This window comes from Pseudoalteromonas sp. MTN2-4, assembly GCF_042848605.1.
Taxonomy (GTDB): Bacteria; Pseudomonadota; Gammaproteobacteria; order Enterobacterales; family Alteromonadaceae; genus Pseudoalteromonas.
On record NZ_BTGK01000001.1, the window covers coordinates 968873 to 984105 of the forward strand.

14 protein-coding genes are annotated in these 15233 nt (G+C 43.1%); 8 read left to right on the forward strand and 6 right to left on the reverse strand.

Annotation, left to right across the window (positions count from 1 at the left end; translation table 11 throughout):
• Positions 1 to 65: 65 nt before the first annotated feature.
• The 7 genes from prmA to ACGHEH_RS04645 all read left to right on the forward strand — a co-directional run bounded on the left by prmA (position 66) and on the right by ACGHEH_RS04645 (position 7661).
• On the forward strand, positions 66 to 944 hold the full coding sequence (gene prmA / locus ACGHEH_RS04615; protein ID WP_390442174.1) for a 50S ribosomal protein L11 methyltransferase: 879 nt from the start codon (positions 66 to 68) through the stop codon (positions 942 to 944).
• Positions 945 to 1222: 278 nt separating this feature from the next.
• Entirely contained in the window at positions 1223 to 2194 is a 972-nt protein-coding gene (gene dusB / locus ACGHEH_RS04620; protein ID WP_390442177.1) for a tRNA dihydrouridine synthase DusB, read from the forward strand.
• Positions 2195 to 2209: 15 nt separating this feature from the next.
• Positions 2210 to 2500, forward strand: coding sequence for a DNA-binding transcriptional regulator Fis (gene fis / locus ACGHEH_RS04625; protein WP_005491017.1), 291 nt, complete (start codon positions 2210 to 2212; stop codon positions 2498 to 2500).
• Positions 2501 to 2920: 420 nt separating this feature from the next.
• Entirely contained in the window at positions 2921 to 4507 is a 1587-nt protein-coding gene (purH, locus tag ACGHEH_RS04630; protein ID WP_058030955.1) for a bifunctional phosphoribosylaminoimidazolecarboxamide formyltransferase/IMP cyclohydrolase, read from the forward strand.
• Positions 4508 to 4602: 95 nt separating this feature from the next.
• On the forward strand, positions 4603 to 5436 hold the full coding sequence (locus tag ACGHEH_RS04635) for a class I SAM-dependent methyltransferase (RefSeq protein ID WP_390442180.1): 834 nt from the start codon (positions 4603 to 4605) through the stop codon (positions 5434 to 5436).
• Between the two features lie 15 nt (positions 5437 to 5451).
• The gene (gene purD / locus ACGHEH_RS04640) at positions 5452 to 6735 is read left to right on the forward strand and encodes a phosphoribosylamine--glycine ligase (RefSeq protein ID WP_390442183.1); all 1284 of its coding nucleotides are present in this window, start codon (positions 5452 to 5454) and stop codon (positions 6733 to 6735) included.
• 110 nt (positions 6736 to 6845) lie between these two features.
• On the forward strand, positions 6846 to 7661 hold the full coding sequence (locus ACGHEH_RS04645) for a DUF2797 domain-containing protein (protein ID WP_058030958.1): 816 nt from the start codon (positions 6846 to 6848) through the stop codon (positions 7659 to 7661).
• Positions 7662 to 7723: 62 nt separating this feature from the next.
• Here ACGHEH_RS04645 and ACGHEH_RS04650 read toward each other — a convergent pair whose 3' ends face one another.
• A complete protein-coding gene (locus ACGHEH_RS04650; RefSeq protein WP_390442187.1) occupies positions 7724 to 10258 on the reverse strand; it encodes an EAL domain-containing protein in 2535 nt (844 codons plus the stop codon).
• A gap of 76 nt (positions 10259 to 10334) precedes the next feature.
• Between ACGHEH_RS04650 and ACGHEH_RS04655 the strand changes: the two genes are divergently transcribed.
• Entirely contained in the window at positions 10335 to 10646 is a 312-nt protein-coding gene (locus ACGHEH_RS04655) for a hypothetical protein (protein ID WP_390442189.1), read from the forward strand.
• 26 nt (positions 10647 to 10672) lie between these two features.
• Here the strand turns inward: ACGHEH_RS04655 and ACGHEH_RS04660 are convergent, their stop codons facing one another.
• From ACGHEH_RS04660 to ACGHEH_RS04680, 5 genes are all read right to left on the reverse strand, one after another.
• Positions 10673 to 11590, reverse strand: coding sequence for a histone deacetylase family protein (locus ACGHEH_RS04660; RefSeq protein WP_390442191.1), 918 nt, complete (start codon positions 11588 to 11590; stop codon positions 10673 to 10675).
• 156 nt (positions 11591 to 11746) lie between these two features.
• A complete protein-coding gene (locus ACGHEH_RS04665; protein ID WP_390442194.1) occupies positions 11747 to 13306 on the reverse strand; it encodes a serine hydrolase in 1560 nt (519 codons plus the stop codon).
• 22 nt (positions 13307 to 13328) lie between these two features.
• Positions 13329 to 13829, reverse strand: a complete 501-nt coding sequence (locus tag ACGHEH_RS04670; protein WP_390442195.1) for a gamma-glutamylcyclotransferase family protein — start codon at positions 13827 to 13829, stop codon at positions 13329 to 13331.
• Between the two features lie 2 nt (positions 13830 to 13831).
• Positions 13832 to 14458: a LysE family translocator gene (locus tag ACGHEH_RS04675; RefSeq protein WP_390442198.1), complete on the reverse strand. Its 627-nt coding sequence runs from the start codon at positions 14456 to 14458 to the stop codon at positions 13832 to 13834.
• Positions 14442 to 15233, reverse strand: coding sequence for a hypothetical protein (locus tag ACGHEH_RS04680; RefSeq protein WP_390442201.1), 792 nt, complete (start codon positions 15231 to 15233; stop codon positions 14442 to 14444). The genes ACGHEH_RS04675 and ACGHEH_RS04680 overlap by 17 nt, the downstream gene beginning before the upstream one ends.

Genomic DNA, 15233 nt, shown 5'->3' on the forward strand with positions numbered 1-15233 from the left:
AAAAAAACTTATTTTGAAGGCCGCTATAAGCGGCCTTTTTATTAACTTATTATTTAGGAATACCCATGGCTTGGATCCAAATTCGCATTCACGCTAACAAAGAAAGCGCTGACCAAATCAGTGATTTACTTTTAGACGTAGGCTGTCCATCAGTCACTTTTATGGACGGCAGTAATACTCCGGTATACGAACCAAAGCCGGGCGAAGTCATCTTATGGCCAGAAACCATGGTGATTGGTCTGTTCGATGCTGCACACGATATGGACGTAGTTGTCGCGTATCTAAAAGCCAATGTTGCTGATACGCTTACTTACAAAATAGAACAGCTAGAAGACAAAGATTGGGAACGCGAATGGATGGATAACTTCCACCCAATCAAATTTGGTGAGCGACTTTGGATCTGTCCTAGCTGGCGTGATATTCCAGAACCAAATGCCGTAAACGTACTGCTAGATCCAGGCCTTGCATTTGGTACTGGAACACATGCAACAACCGCCCTTTGTTTAAAATGGCTAGAAAGCCAAGATTTGGCGGGTAAAACAGTGGTCGATTTTGGTTGTGGCTCAGGTATTTTAGGCATTGCTGCAATCAAACTTGGTGCTGAGCGCGTGATTGGAGTTGATATTGACCCGCAAGCATTGATTGCGTCTAAAGATAATGCAGAGCGTAACGGCGTAGCCGACCAGCTTGAAGTATATCTACCTGAAAACCAACCTGAGTTTCATGCTGATATTGTGGTAGCAAATATCCTTGCTCAGCCACTTCGAGAACTACATGAAATCATTCTTGGCTTCTTAAAGCCAACAGGTGCGATTGCCATGTCAGGTATTTTAGAAGAGCAAGCACAATCTGTTGCCGATGTTTATGCGCCATTTATTGACCTTGAAGCAATTGCGCAAGAAGGGGAATGGACGCGCGTAAGTGGTCAAATGAAAGCAAGTTAAGCAAAATACTCTGTCTGTAGAGTTAGTAACTTGTAACAGCTAAAGCCTGTGTTTAACAGGCTTTACGATTTTTTCACTTTCATGACCTAAATTATTTTTCTTCATACATGCTGTTTTTGCTTAAAAAACCACCAATAAGAAAGCCCCTTCAAACTGTTATCAAAAGTCAAGATATAAAGTTCAAAAAAAAAGCAATAATGTTCAATTATTAGCCTTTGATTTTTTCAAAAAAAACCGTAAACTTAGCGCCCCTTGAAACGAGGCAGATTTGGATAGCAGTGCGTATAGGTCCATACCAACTTGAAAACAACTTGATCGTAGCACCAATGGCTGGGATCACTGATAGACCATTCAGACAACTATGTCGTCGAATGGGTGCCGGTCTTGCGGTGTCAGAAATGATGTCTTCAAATCCAAAAGTATGGAAAACAGATAAATCGATGAACCGTATGGATCATTCTGGTGAGTCTGGTATTCGCTCTGTACAAATTGCAGGTGCCGATCCTGAGTTGATGGCACAGGCAGCCCAGTTCAATGTAGATAACGGTGCGCAGATCATAGATATCAATATGGGTTGCCCCGCGAAGAAAGTGAATAAGAAATTAGCAGGCTCTGCATTATTGCAGTATCCACAACTGGTTGAAGAAATTGTTCAGGCAGTTGTCGCAGCTGTTGATGTACCGGTGACATTAAAGATCCGTACTGGCTGGGATACCGATAACCGCAATGGTGTTGAGATTGCAAAGATAGCTGAACGTAATGGAATTGCTTCTTTGGCTGTGCATGGTCGCACGCGTGCTTGCATGTACAAAGGGGAAGCTGAATATGCCACTATTCGGGATATTAAACGTTCAATATCAATTCCTGTGGTTGCCAATGGAGATATTACCTCTCCAGAGAAAGCGAAGCAGGTACTGGAATATACGGGCGCAGATGCCATTATGATTGGTCGAGCCGCCCAAGGTCGTCCTTGGATTTTCCGAGAGATAGACCATTATTTGCGAACCGGAGAGCATATGCCTGCACCAGCATTGTCTGAAGTGCAAAGCATATTGATGGAGCACTTAGTGAACCTTCATCAATTCTATGGGGAGCCGATGGGAGCGCGCATCGCACGCAAGCATGTATCTTGGTATTTGCAGGCCCATGACCAAGAAGGTCAATTTAGGCGAGTATTTAATGCCCTTGAAACGCCAAAAGAGCAAATCGAGGCATTAGAGCAATACTTTAAAACACTAGCAGCTAACTAAGAAAGAGACATAAAGATGTTCGAACAAAATGTGACTTCTCCATTTATTACTAACGCTCACGTTCAGTCACAAGAGAAACCGCAACCTTTGCGCGATGCAGTAAAAAAAGCTGTACACCACTATTTAAAACAGCTTAACGGTCAAGACGTACAAGACGTTTACGATCTTGTTCTTTCTGAGCTTGAAGCACCACTTTTAGAAGAAGTAATGACTTATACTCGTGGTAACCAAACTCGTGCTGCGATCTTACTAGGTATCAACCGTGGTACTCTTCGTAAGAAGCTTAAAAAGTACGGCATGAACTAATTTCAGTTTCTGCTTGATGCTTGTACCAACCCTCAATAATACTTAATTATTTTGAGGGACTAAAACTGGCGCTAGCTTCGTTAAAAATTCCTTATTTAGAACAACTAAATTGCAAAATTTTTGCCTAGCTATCGACTAATTTTACTTGCCTCAAGATAAATCACTTGATTAAGAGGGTTGGTATTAATAAAAAAGCGCCTTAGGGTGCTTTTTTATTGCCTAAATTTTAACAATTTAGCACTGCAAGCAACTAATACTTAAATTTCAATTAACCATGCTTTGTACAAAATACCAACAGCATAAATTCAGTTTTTCTCACCCTCTTCTCTGCCTTTTTAATCGTTTTCTCATTCGTTTTAGGCTAAAATAGCCCACTTCTAAGCTAGCCCTTAAGTAATCATTGAGGAAACCCAAACCATCATGGATATACATCGTCCAATTCGTCGCGCGCTACTAAGCGTGTCAGATAAAACCGGTATTGTTGAATTTGCCCGCGCACTAAGTGCACAAGGCGTAGAAGTACTTTCAACTGGCGGTACGTTTAAACTACTAACAGAGAACGGCATTGCTGCCACGGAAGTATCTGACTACACAGGTCACCCAGAAATTATGGATGGCCGAGTAAAAACCCTTCACCCGAAAGTACATGGCGGGATCTTAGGTCGTCGCGGCCAAGACGAAGGCGTGATGGAAGAAAACAACATTTCGGCTATCGATATGGTTGTTGTTAACCTTTACCCGTTTGCACAAACTGTTGCAAAAGAAGGTTGTACTTTAGAAGATGCGATTGAAAACATCGACATCGGTGGCCCGACTATGGTTCGCGCTGCAGCTAAAAACCACAAAGACGTAACGATTGTTGTAAACGCATCAGATTACGATCGCGTTATTGCAGACATGCAAGCAAACGAAGGCTCAACGACGTACCAAACACGTTTTGACCTTGCGATTGCAGCATACGAGCACACAGCACAATACGACGGTATGATTGCCAACTACTTCGGTAAAATGGTTCCTGACTACACTGAAGAAGCTGCTGTTGAGACTAAGTTCCCTCGTACTATCAACATGCAATTCACTAAGAAGCAAGATATGCGTTACGGTGAAAACTCTCACCAAGATGCAGCTTTCTATGTTGAAAACAACCTTGAAGAAGCCTCAGTTGCAACTGCAAAGCAACTACAAGGTAAAGCGCTTTCTTACAACAACATCGCTGACACTGACGCAGCACTTGAGTGTGTGAAAGAGTTCGACAAGCCAGCGTGTGTTATCGTTAAACACGCAAACCCATGTGGCGTAGCGGTAGATGAAGACATTCTTGCAGCTTACGACCGTGCTTTCAAAACAGACCCTACGTCTGCATTTGGTGGCATCATTGCATTCAACCGTGAGCTAGATGCAAACACAGCAGAAGCGATTGTTTCTCGTCAATTCGTTGAAGTGATCATCGCACCAAGTATTTCTGCAGAAGCGACGCAAATTGTTGCTGCTAAGAAGAACGTTCGTCTTCTTGAGTGTGGCGAATGGTCAAGCAAAACGACGCAAGCTGACATCAAACGTGTTAATGGCGGTATTTTAGTACAAGACCGTGACCAAGGCATGGTTGAAATGGGTGACCTTAAAGTGGTTTCTAAGCGCCAGCCTACTGAACAAGAACTAAAAGATTTAATGTTCTGCTGGAAAGTCGCGAAGTTCGTTAAATCAAACGCAATTGTATACGCAAAAGACGGTATGACAATCGGTGTAGGCGCAGGTCAAATGAGCCGCGTTTACTCTGCGAAGATTGCTGGTATTAAAGCGGCTGATGAGAACCTAGAAGTAAAAGGTTCTGTAATGGCTTCTGACGCATTCTTCCCATTCCGTGATGGTATTGATGCCGCTGCTGAAGCGGGTATCACTGCGGTTATCCAACCAGGTGGTTCAATGCGTGACGAAGAAGTTATCGCGGCAGCTGATGAAGCTGGCATGGCGATGGTATTTACTGGCATGCGCCACTTCCGTCACTAATCGAGATGCGCGAAACATTCATCGTTTCGTGCTTTTTCTTTCTCCCAATTTCAAGTAGTCTGCTTAAAACACACTCAAAGTGAAGGACATAAAAAATGAAATTCGGTTTAAAAACACTTCTCGCTGCTAGCATTGTAACTGCTATTGCAGGTTGTTCTGCAACAGGTTCATCTACATCATCTAGCTCTGCACAGTTAACATCGGCAGTTGCTGATAGCGCACGTTCTGATAAGAACCGTGCTCGTGACCAATACCGTCGCCCAGCACAAACCCTTGAGTTTTTTGGCCTTAAGCCAAATATGACAGTGGTTGAAATTGCGCCTGGTGGTGGTTGGTATTCAGAGATCTTAGCACCTGCTGTTAAAGGCCAGGGTACTTTTTATGCAGCGCATTTCCCTGCTGATTCAAAAGTAGGTTATTACCAGCGCTCACTGGCTGGCTTTAAACAGAAAGTGGCTGAAGATACTCGCTTTAGCGAAGTAAAAATTACCGAGTTTGCACCGGTCACTCACTCAGACATTGCCCCTACTGGCTCTGCTGACATGGTTTTAACTTTCCGTAATGTACACAACTGGTACATGCGTGGTGGCGAAGACAGCACTTTAAGTGCATTTAAAGCATTTAATAAAGCGCTTAAAACGGGTGGTATCTTAGGTGTTGTTGAACACCGTTTACCAGAACACCGTGCCGACGAAGACCAAAAGTCATCAGGGTATATGAAGCAAAGCTATGTTATCGAAGTTGCTAAAAAAGCAGGTTTTGAATTGGTAGAAGCAAGCGAAATTAACGCTAACCCTCTTGATAGCGCTAATCACCCGAAAGGTGTTTGGACATTGCCACCACGTTTAGCTTTAGGTGAAGAAAAAGCTGAGCAGTATAAGGCAATTGGAGAAAGCGATCGCATGACCCTAAAATTCAAAAAGTTATAATAGGATAAATACGCCATGAATGTACTAGTCATTGGCAGTGGCGGCCGTGAACACGCTCTTGCGTTTAAAGCCGCTCAAAACCCTTCTGTAAGAACCGTTTTTGTTGCACCTGGTAATGCAGGTACTGCACTAGAGCCTAAGTTAGAAAATGTGGCAATTGGTGTTGAAGACCTAGATGCACTCGTTGCATTTGCAAAAGACAATAGCGTCGAGCTAACCATTGTTGGCCCTGAAGCACCATTAGTTATTGGTGTGGTTGACCGTTTCCGTGAAGAAGGTCTAGCTATTTTCGGCCCAACAGCGGCAGCAGCGCAACTTGAAGGCTCTAAGTCATTCACAAAAGATTTCTTAGCACGACACGATATTCCTACTGCGGAATATCAAACGTTTGAACAAATCGAACCTGCACTTACTTATCTAAAAGAAAAAGGCGCACCGATTGTTGTTAAGGCTGATGGCCTTGCTGCAGGTAAAGGTGTGATCGTTGCAATGACAGAAGCAGAAGCGGAAGAAGCAATCCGCGATATGCTTGCTGGAAATGCATTCGGTGAAGCGGGTAGTCGTGTTGTTATCGAAGAGTTCCTTGAAGGTGAAGAAGCCTCTTTCATCGTCATGGTTGACGGTAAAAACGTGCTGCCATTCGCAACAAGCCAAGACCATAAACGTGCATACAATGGCGACCAAGGTCCTAATACGGGTGGTATGGGTGCTTATTCTCCTGCACCAGTTGTAACCGCTGATATTCATGAGCGCATCATGAACGAAGTGATCAACCCAACTGTTGAAGGTATGGCTAGTGAAGGTGCTCCTTACACAGGTTTCCTATACGCAGGTCTTATGATCACCGCTGATGGTACACCTAAGGTAATCGAGTATAACTGTCGTTTCGGTGATCCTGAAACTCAACCTATCATGCTACGTTTACAGTCTGATTTAGTAGAACTAATTCAAGCGGCAAACCGTGAAGAGCTAGATCAAACTGAAATTAAGTTCGATTCACGTGCAGCGGTAGGCGTCGTGCTTGCAGCGAAAGGCTACCCTGGTAGCTATCCAAAAGGTGATGCTATCTCAGGTCTTCGTGTTGATTATGCTGAAGGCGAGAAAGTATTCCACGCAGGTACTAAGCAAGACGGCGAAAACGTTGTAACAGCAGGCGGTCGTGTCCTTTGTGCAACAGCACTTGGTCACACAGTGACTGAAGCACAAAAACGCGCTTATGCACTGGTAAACGAAATCAATTGGGACGGCGTTGAGTTCCGTACTGATATCGCTTATCGCGCCATTGCTCGCGAACAGTAATCTCACATCTATTTAGATGATTAAAGGCCCTTTATAGGGCCTTTCTTTTAACTAGCCACCAGCTTTGCTAGACTGCGCACTTAAATTTTCACATCTTTAGGGGCGTAAAGATGCAAGGTACACTGCGTAAACTAAAAGCAGATCACACTCAACCGATTCAATATCATCTTCCACTAGGCGATGAATTGGTTAATCTAAACCAATATTTTGGTAAAGCGATTAAGCTAACTTTCACAGGTAATATTTTCTGTTGCAGCTGTGGTAAAAAAACCAAAAAAAGTTACTCACAAGGTCATTGCTTTGTGTGTATGAAAAAACTGGCTAGCTGTGACATGTGTATTATGAAGCCTGAAACCTGTCATTTTGATCAAGGTACCTGTCGCGAGCCTGAATGGGGTGAAGCGAACTGCATGATCCCGCACTATGTTTACCTTGCAAATACATCTGGGTTAAAAGTCGGCATTACCCGCCATACACAAATTCCTACACGCTGGATTGACCAAGGTGCGACACAAGCGCTGCCAATTTTTAAAGTGCAAACACGCTTACAGTCAGGTCTCGTAGAAGTCGCTTTAGCCGAGTTCATTGCCGATAAAACCAATTGGCGCAATATGCTCAAAGGCGTCAGTGTCGATGTTGATTTAAAAGCCGCTGCTGCTGAGCTTATCCCACAAATTCAAGCTAAATTAGATGAGCTGGCTGAGTTGTTTGGTGCCACCGCCATTGAACAATTAGACGAAGAAGTCGTTGATTTAGATTTCCCTGTCACAGAATACCCGACCAAGATCAGCTCGTTTAACTTCGACAAAGATCCTGAAGTGTCAGGCGTACTTGAAGGCATTAAAGGTCAGTACTTAATTTTTGACAAAGGCGTTATCAACATTCGTAAATTCACCTCTTACGAAGTGGCTTTCGAAGCTTTATAAGGTAGTAAATCTCTTAACCTAAGTTCAGATTAAGTTACCCTTAATACAAAGCACCGATGCAGTTAATGCATTGGTGCTTCTAAATTTGAACTTGTATGCTCTTGATAGAAGCTCAACCATTGCGATTCACTTAAAGGCCGACAGAACAAATAGCCTTGCAAGTAATGGCAGTCTAGCCGCTTTAAGAACTCTTTTTGAACTTGCTTTTCTACCCCTTCAGCGACTACTTTCAACTTTAAAGCTTTTGCCATCGCCACAATGGCAGTCACAATTTCGCTATTACCATATTCATCAGGCACTTTTGCGGTAAAGCTGGCATCGATTTTAAGTACATCAATTGGTAATTTAGTTAAGTAGCTTAAAGCAGAGTAACCTGTGCCAAAGTCATCTAGTGCAATCGATACACCTAACGCTTTTAATTTTTTCAGCTCGCTCTTCGCTTCATGTAAGTTACTAATAAAGCTGCTCTCTGTTAATTCTATTTCTAAGCAACTTCCCGGTAATTGGTGGCGCTCTAGGGCATTTGCAACAGTTAACGCCAATTCACCTTGATGTAAATGCTGTGCCGACACATTGATTGCAATGCGCTGCAGTTGAACACCCTGATGGCGCCAAAAAGCCATTTTTTCGCAGGCTCTATTGATCACCCACTGATCCAATTTAGTGATTAACCCAAGCTCTTCAGCAAGCGGAATAAACTGAGCAGGTGAGATCATACCTAAATTAGGATCTTGCCATCTGAGCAAACACTCAACACTCGAAATATGCTCTTCGTTTAAACATTGTACTGGCTGGTAGTGAAGCTCAAACTCATTACATTCTAAAGCGTTTTGAAAACGGCTTAACATCGACAAACGCTCTAACGAACGCGCATTCATAGAGGCTTTATAGAGCTGAAAAGAGTTACGCCCCACCTCTTTAGAGCGGTACATAGCAACATCAGCGTGCTTAAGCAAAGACTCACTGTCTAAACCATCTTCGGGATACACAGCCGCGCCTATAGATGCCGTAGCCCCGACACTCATACCGATAATTTCAAATGGCTGCCCAAGCAAATCTAGAATATCACTAGCAAACGACACCACATTGGCCAAATCTTTTACTTCAGTCAATAACACCACAAATTCATCACCACCGAGTCTTGCTAATGTGTCGCCTTCTCGGAGCTGCCCTTTAATACGTTCACTCACTTTTACAAGTAATTCATCACCTGCACTGTGCCCAAGGGTATCGTTGACTTCTTTGAAGCGGTCTAAATCAATGAACATGACTGATAACTTTTGTTTATCTCTGTGTGCTGATGCAAGTGCTATTGAAAGTCGGTCGTTAAACAAACGACGATTAGGCAATCCAGTTAATTCGTCAAAATAGGCAAGGCGAACAATCTTCTCTTCAGCATTTTTACGTTCTGTAATATCACTAAAAATAGCAGCGTATAGCACGTCATCGCTGTAAGGCTCATTGATTTCTATAATAGTCAGCCACTCTACATAAATGTCGCCATTTTTCTTACGATTACAAACCTCTCCCTGCCATACTCCTTTTTCATTTAACTCATCCCACATTTGTTTATAGTATTCAGGCGGATGAATACCTGAGCTTAAAATATTGGGAGTTTTGCCTAATACTTCGTAGTCCTTGTATCCTGTCAGGGCACTAAAAGCAGGGTTTATCTGAATTATTTCACCTGAACTTCTGGTGATCATAATGCCATCTAGAGACGCATCTATAATGCGGTTTGCTAGGTAGAGGTTCTTCTCTGATTTTTGCAGCGCAAGGTCGCGCTGGGCGAGCACTTTTTCGAGTTCACTGCAGTATGCGGTTTCGATTTCGGTTAAGACATTTTTTAATGCCAGCAAGCCAATTACCTGCTCTGTGGTTGGCTCTTTGACTACTAAATGGCGAATAGAATTTGCAGTCATTAACCGGTAAGCATCAAACAAGCTATCTTTAGGAACCACTGACTGCATTGGGTAGCTGGCTAACTCCCAGCACGGCATACGCCAATCAGGGTTAAGCACCATATAAGCAATGTCTCTTTGCGTAATAATGCCATATTCACCGAGAGACTTATTATTTATGAGCACTGCTGTAACTTGCTTAATTCGCATCACATCAATGACTTTAGAGATGCAATCACTGCTATCTAAAATGGTCACCTTCTTTTCGTAATGATCTTCTATTGGCCTAAAATGCAGGTAATGATCTAACCCCTGATTACGCACAATATCTGACAATGACACTACGCCAACTGGCTCAAAGTGCTCATCTTTAACCAGTAGATGACGAATACCCAATTGGTGAAATTTGATGGTAGCTTCACTGAGGCTTTTATCAATTTGCACACTTTGTACTGGCGCAGCCATCAATTCCCCAATAGGGGTTTGCTGAAAGCCTTGCTGTGAAAAGTTGAGCTTAACGCAATCTGATTCGGTCCAGATACCTACAATTTTGTCTTCTTCCGTGACAAAAATAGAGCTAACTTTGTGCGCACGCATTTTTGTTACTGCACTAAATAATGAGGTGCTGATATCACACGATAGCAGCTGGTTGGTAAAGATATCTTTGACCTTTAGTTGACGACTTTCAGATGTCATTAAGCACTCCTCGCATTGAGTCAATCTTTGCCAGTATAATATTGGCTAAGAAACAAACTTTGATTGAGGACAAATTTTGACTATTCAAGCACTCCCTTTATTGCTCATAACAGAACAAAGCATTGAGTATATTGAAAGTGAGTCGTCACTGTCTGATGCGCTTTTCTATCTCTCAGAGGAACAAAAAAGGGGATCGATGTATATTCAAAATAGTGATGAGGCATTTAACCTGGCGTCAAGCCAGCGCACTGACGTGAACCTTGATAAGTTAACTACAAAGCTGCAGCAGCAATTAGCGCAAGACGGTCATTGCTGTATTGCGAAACTAAGCTTCACTTCTTTGCAAGATCTATATGACTTTGCCTGTGAGATTTACAGGCAAGACTAAATAGTCTGAGCTCTGAATAATAAGCCTTAAGCTTCAACCAAGGCTTTAATGTGCGTCACTGCACTTCTGCCTAGTGCAGAGAGTGCATAACCACCTTCAAGGTAAGAGACAATCCCTTTACACTCTGTTTGCTTAACAAGTTCAGCAACCTGCTCCGTTAACCATTGATAATCCGCCTCAGTGAATTTAAGGCTGCCCATATCATCTTCTAGGTGAGCATCAAAGCCTGCACTAATAAAGATTAGCTCGGGGTTAAACGCCCTTAACGTAGGCTCCCATTGCTGTGAATATAGCGCCTTCAAATCAACCCCATCACTGGCTATCGCCAATGGTGAGTTAATAACAGTGTCAGTATTTACAATGGCGGTATTAGGGTAAAACGGATACTGAAACAATGAGCAAAACAGTACGCTTTTATCGTCTCTAAAAATATCTTGGGTGCCATTACCATGATGTACATCAATATCTAAAATCGCGATACGTTTCACACCCTGCTGTTTTGCATAAGCGGCAGCAATAGCAACGTTGTTAAAAATACAGAAGCCAGAAGACGTTGACTGATTAGCATGGTGCCCTGGCGGTCTGACATTGCAAAATGCAGCATCAATGCTTTCAGCTAAAATTTCATCAACCGCTAATATACCCGCTCCGACCGCACGCTCAACTGCCTTCATCGAATCAGGGCATAGCCAAGTATCACCATCTAGCTCTCTTAATCCTTCTTGCGGAATTGAAGTCAGCACTTTATCGATTAACGCTCTGTCATGCACCAATGCTATATGCTCTAACTCTGCTTTAGGGGCACTTTTTTGAGCCACCGCAATATCCAGTCCAGATGCCAATAATCGGTCAGATACCGCATCAAGACGCTCTGGGCACTCGGGGTGATCCGCAATCATTTTATGTTTACGACAATGTGGGTGACTGATAACTGCGGTACGCATAACGGGTCCTTGCCAAGAAAGTTCACATTCAGTTTAACAAAACTATTTTATAACGCCTTTGCGACTTTGGTGCTAGTTAGAAGATTTAACTTATATCAATGCTAATACAAAAAAGCCCGACTAAGTTAACTTAGTCGGGCCTACAACAGCTAAAAGCTAATCTGCACGTTTGGCTTTTAAGTCCAAATTGTGGAAGTCAAAACTAAAGTCGGTAATGTGCGGGTTCACATATTCCATGCTTGCTGACTTTACTTGCTGTGCTTTATCCATTTCAAAATGGATATATGCATCTGCCTCTAATAGTGTGTTGTCCCAACGCACAATAAAAGTATTGCCAGTGTGATGCTCTAGTTTACCTTTGAGCATTTTAGTATGAGTAAAATCAATACGTAGTTCATCTGCCACATACTCAACAATCACATCACCATACCAATCGCTGGTTAGCGTACCTGTATAATTTTGTGCCGGTAACGCAGGTTGTATTTGTTCAAGCTTCACCGCACCAGCTTTGGCATAAGCTTCTTTTTTACCTTTGTGGAAGCGCTCAGCCGCTTTTGTCACATAGTCTTGATCTTCAAGGCCTAACGCATCTTCAAATACTTCATTAATAATGGCTGTTAATGCAGGGTAAGCTTGCTGGTTAGATAAAACCACTACACCCAGCTTTTTCTCTGGGATCATTGCAACCTGCGACACCATACCTAATATACCGCCACCATGACCGACTTTTTTGAAGCCATTGTAATCTTCAATCGACCAACCTAAGCCATAGCCTCTAAACTGCTGACGATACGCTTCAAAGGCACTTTTAGACGCCACACGCATAATATGCGGGTGCCACATTTGTACTTGCTGCTCAGGGCTAAACAATTGCTTACCATTTGGCATTTTACCGCCATCAAGCTGTGTTAATAACCACTGGCTCATTTCATTGACGTTAGATGCAATGGCGCCTGCACCACGAAAATCTTCTAAATAGTTCACAAAGAAAGGCGTTAGTTTACCTTCCATTGGAATATGACCTGTAGCCCAGTTTTGGTTGCCTTTAGCAATACGAGAAAAACCAGCACGAGACGTGGTCATTTCAAGCGGCTTCATCATTTTTTGCTCGACAAATTCTTGCCAGCTTAAACCACTTACACGGGCAACAACTTCACCGGCCATCACGAACATTAAGTTGTTATAAGCGTATTGACTGCGAAAGCTCGAAACCGGTTTTAAATGGCTGATCCCCTCAATTAGCTCAGACACTGCTTTATTAGTGTCAGGCCAGATCATTAAGTCACCCGCGCCTAACCCTAAACCACTGCGATGACTTAATAAGTCACGAATGGTCATTTCTCGAGTGGCATATGAATCATGTAATTTAAACTCAGGAATATACTTGATGACTTTATCGTCCCAAGTAATTTTGCCCTCATCCACCAGCATAGCCAACGCCGCAGCGGTAAACGCTTTAGAGTTAGAAGCAATACCAAATAACGTATTCGCATTAACCGGAGCTTGTGACTCTAAGTGACGGACACCAAACCCTTTTGCTAACACAACTTTGTCATTCTCTACCACTGCAATGGCAATACCCGGTATGTTAAATTGCGACATAGCGTCGTTGACAGCTTGCTCCACGTCTTGTGGCTTAACTTGTTGTGCAAATGCATTGAAGCTGCTTGTTGCAGCAACTAAACACATGGCTGAAAATAATGCCTTGAGTTTCATAATGTCCCTTGTTGTTGTTCTTTTATAATTTGTGGATGGCCCATTCTCTAGCAGCGCGTTCAAGATTACTATCGCTTTGCGATGCTTGTGCAGAGATCTGAGTTATATAATCTGAGTTAAATTGATGCTCTTGCGCGCCTTTTAGAACGTGCTCGACATACCAGTCAAAAGGCAGGTGCACATCTATAAAAGTGTTAGCAATGTAACTCTGAGCGATGAGTATTTCTCCACATGGACGCACAATTTCCACCGCTTCACGGTCGTATCTTTCACCTTCAATTGCATCTAATCTCGCAAGCTCTTGGTCATCGAGCGCATACAGTACACCGTGAACAAACACCTCGCGCTGCTTTGCAGGCACAATATTACACTTTGCTGAGCCGTCGGTAGAAAGCATATCAAACGTCAATTGATAAGCATGTAAAGTGCCCACACCGAGTAATTCTGCATTGGGTAGACGCGCAAATAGCCTAGAGGTAGACATATTCGAACCATAGGCAAAGTTAATGTGTTTCTTTTTCATTGCTACACCACCACTCGAATTGCCAAGGCAATCAGTACAACACCTATGCCTCTATCAAACCAATGTCCTGCTCGATGAAAAAAAGCACGCACAGGTTGCTTACTCAAAACCATACTTAAAAATGAGAACCATGCCCAAGTTGCTAATGCCATATAAAGACCGTATATCGCTTGCACTGAAGTCGGCGTTGTTGGTGCAATCACAAGTGTGAATAATGACATAAAGAATAAAGTCGCTTTAGGGTTCAATGCATTGACTAAAAAGCCGCGCTTAAATGCTTTAAATGCCGACTCAGCCTGAACATGCTCTGACGTTTCAACATTGCCATCACCAGATGCCGGCCTAGCTCTGAGCGCTTGCACACCCATATAGGCTAAATACGCACCAGCCACATACTTCAAAATAGTAAATAACTCAGGTGAGTTTGCTAGCACTAAAGCCACACCTAATAAGCAATATGCGACATGCACAAATATACCCAACCCGACACCAGCACTGGTCCATAAGGCGTTATTGCGCCCCTGCTGAATACTCTGCTTAAGTACGATGGCAAAATCAGGCCCAGGGCTTGCCACCGCAAAAAAATGCGCGATGGCGATTAATAAAAACTCATCAAGATAACTGAGCATGGCGCTTCTCTTCTAACGCTAACAAGTATGGATTGGCTGATTCATTTAGCAAAGCCTTAATCTGCTTTTGCGCCTGTTTATACATACTGCGCAAATGAGGTTTTAGATGCTTTTTACCATCAACTTGCGGCTTGAAATGACAGATCAGTGCGTGCATAAACACTGTCTGAGGTTCAGTAAGCGCCGCCTGCCTGTTGGCATAAGGGTTATAGCAAGAGCCACAGCCACCTTTAAATTGATAGACGGTATTGCTCATCATCACGCCAAAACCTAAATAACACGCTAATGCATCACTGGCTGCAGGAATTTGCTCTTTCCCCCCCGGCGGCATAACACCTTTTTGATAAACCATCATCAAAGCTAGGCTTCCTGCCAAGCTGGCAACGAGGTCTTGTGGTTGATTAATCTGGTTTGGGTTATAAGACAAACTCATTGGGATACTTGGCGGGTTAACGATCTGCGCATCCGCTCCACGGTTAGAGCTGACAAATTTAAAAGGTGCAATTTGCTGAGGCATCATTTGATTCGGGTTAACCAGTTGCACAGGCCATACTTGTAAGCCTGCGTAATCACGCACGCGCTTAAACACGGTTTGCGCCATTTGCTCAACACTTGAAACCTGATCTGGGAAAAACTGCCCTGTCGGCTCGATAACCTGTGTATGCTCTAAAAAATATTGACCATCAAAGTTATCGCATGCCCAAATAAAGGCATCAATTAACCAACTTTCTTCTTCTTTTGATACAAGGGGTTTTGCTTTAAATAACGACAACAT